Raw genomic sequence first — 2,253 nt, forward strand, 5'->3', positions numbered from 1 at the left:
TTGCCGTCAGGCAGTGGTGGAATGCGAAATGCAAAAAATTCATGCCACCAAATTGGAACAAAAATAGCGATTCTGAGTGTGAGCGGATTAAGACTACGTAACAAAAGGAAAAAACATAGAGCGACTAGCTAAAACAGGCTAAAAATTATTAGCCTGGAGGAGTAAGCTCGCTCTAAACTCTAGTGTTTTGAGTTGCTTTCTATTTATAAACAAATTACCTGGCAATAATGACAAGTAGAGAATAAATAAACTGTTGATTTATCGTGTTATGTATTGTTAAATTACAGCCATCTCTTACCCACTATCAGGAGTGTTTCATGAACAAGAATGAATTGATTGAAGCAATAGCAACACGTTCTAACACTACTAAAGCACAAACCGCTACTATGCTCAACGGAATGCTTGAAGTTCTTCAACAATCATTAGCTGCAGGTAATAATGTTCAGTTAGTGGGATTCGGTACTTTTTCAGTAACGGAACGCGCAAGTCGTGAAGGGCGCAACCCGGCAACCGGCAAAACCATGACCATCCCTGCCAAGAAGGTCGTCAAATTCAAGCCAGGCAAAGCTTTATCAGAAGCTGCCGCGGCTCGTTCAGCCAAAACTGGGAAGCCAGTTAAATCAAACGTGAAAGCAAAGAAGAAATAAATTTGAGAAACTCAGGGAATCAAGAATGGATCACAAAATTCCCTGGGCGAGTTGATTTGACTTACTCATTTTCGCAGGTTTGAGCTCCCTACAATTTATGTATCGACCAGATAACCATACGGCTTTAGCGAATCAATGATCTGGACGGTATATATACTGGAATGTGCTGACGGAAGTCTTTACACCGGTATAACCAAAGATTTGACGCGTCGAATTACAGAACATGAAATCGGGAAAGGCGCTCGCTATACTGCAGGCCGTGGCCCATTTCGGCTTGTATATCAGGAATTGCACAAAAACAGATCAGATGCGACGAAAAGGGAAGCCGCAGTAAAATCAATGACTCGTGCTGGGAAACTGGAATTGATTTCGGGTGCTGCATAAAGGTATTTCAGTTGCTAACTAGTTCTCATCCATAAACACCTGTTTTTCTGATTCTTGGCTGCATGGTGATTTCCTAAAGTCCGGCTAAAAACTGTAGAAACAGTCATTTTTCTCGTTTTTCCCTTCGAGCCATCGAGTTGTCCCATTTTTGCCATTTTTGAGACGAACGCAACCATCATGCACTACATCTGTATCGCCAATTGCCTAGTTTAAATCGACAGCCGTGCAAATTTCTGGAGGTTATAAGCCAGTACGGATGACATCACATATGCTTTGAAATGATCCAGTCCTTTCCAGGTGCAACGATTCAGTCCGAATGCCCGCTTCAGCGTCGAGATATTGCCCTCGATTCCGGCCCGGAATCGCTTGAGTTTTCTGTAAATCCCTTCGCTCCCGGTCATGGCTTCGACCGTCATGCCACGTTTTTTTGGTAAGCCCACAGCCTTGATCCCCAGTTCTTTTGCCGCATCAATATTCGCCGTACTGGCATAGCCAGCATCTGCCGCCACCCGATTCGGTAGTTTTCCATACACATCATCCAGGCGCTTGATCATCGACAAAAAACGGGCGCTGTCCGCAGGATTCCCAGACTCGATCACCGTATCCAAAATCATACCGTGCTTGCCGCTGCTGAAGTTGATCTTATGACCATATTGCACCTGGCGCTTGTCCTTGACGATAATGTCTGTATGTGGCTCGAACAAACTGACTATTTTTTCTTCCGCAGGCAAACTCTCACCTTTGATCACCCTGCGTTCAGCCTGATCAATGATGCGCTCAACCAGTGGAATAATATGTTCCGCCTGCAACACCCAGTCCAGCCATTCCTTGTGCGACAGTAAGGTCCCCTTGACGGCGCCTAATGTTTTGCGCGTGTACTTAATGAGCTTCTTGTAATGCGTTTGCCGTATCGAAGCACCCTTGCAATTTCTGATCGCGGTCACCTGTTTCTTCACCACCCGCTGATGACAGGTATATCTCAGTTCCAAACAACGTTGCCGTGCATCTTTCATCATCCGATCCATAACCCGGGCCGCGTCACCCAACAAACTGCTGTCCCATGGCACATGAATCGGGCTGTCCGTCACTGTGCTGTCGATGCGCACGCCTTTGGCGCATTCAATCCCGGCGTCCAGCGCACCACTAACAAGCAATTGATTGATGCGCTCCCATGTTTCTGCACGTATCAGACTGATTACTCCCTGTAAGGCTGATGCCTTCG

At 45.9% G+C, this 2,253-nt stretch carries 3 protein-coding genes; 2 read left to right on the top strand and 1 reads right to left on the bottom strand.

Annotation, left to right across the window (positions count from 1 at the left end; all coding sequences use genetic code 11):
- Nucleotides 1-317 precede the first annotated feature (317 nt).
- Together BMY62_RS15735 and BMY62_RS15740 are read left to right on the top strand one after the other, a co-directional pair.
- A complete protein-coding gene (locus tag BMY62_RS15735; protein ID WP_090662201.1) occupies nucleotides 318-647 on the top strand; it encodes an HU family DNA-binding protein in 330 nt (109 codons plus the stop codon).
- Nucleotides 648-782: 135 nt separating this feature from the next.
- Complete coding sequence (locus tag BMY62_RS15740; protein ID WP_090662204.1) at nucleotides 783-1,031, top strand: GIY-YIG nuclease family protein; 249 nt, start codon at nucleotides 783-785, stop codon at nucleotides 1,029-1,031.
- A 209-nt stretch (nucleotides 1,032-1,240) separates the two neighbouring features.
- On the opposite strand, the gene BMY62_RS15745 is transcribed toward BMY62_RS15740, so the two are convergent.
- A partial coding sequence (locus tag BMY62_RS15745) for an ISNCY family transposase (protein ID WP_090662207.1) occupies nucleotides 1,241-2,253 on the bottom strand: 1,013 nt, incomplete at its 5' end.

This window comes from Nitrosomonas marina (genome assembly GCF_900111605.1).
Classification (GTDB): domain Bacteria; phylum Pseudomonadota; class Gammaproteobacteria; order Burkholderiales; family Nitrosomonadaceae; genus Nitrosomonas; species Nitrosomonas marina_A.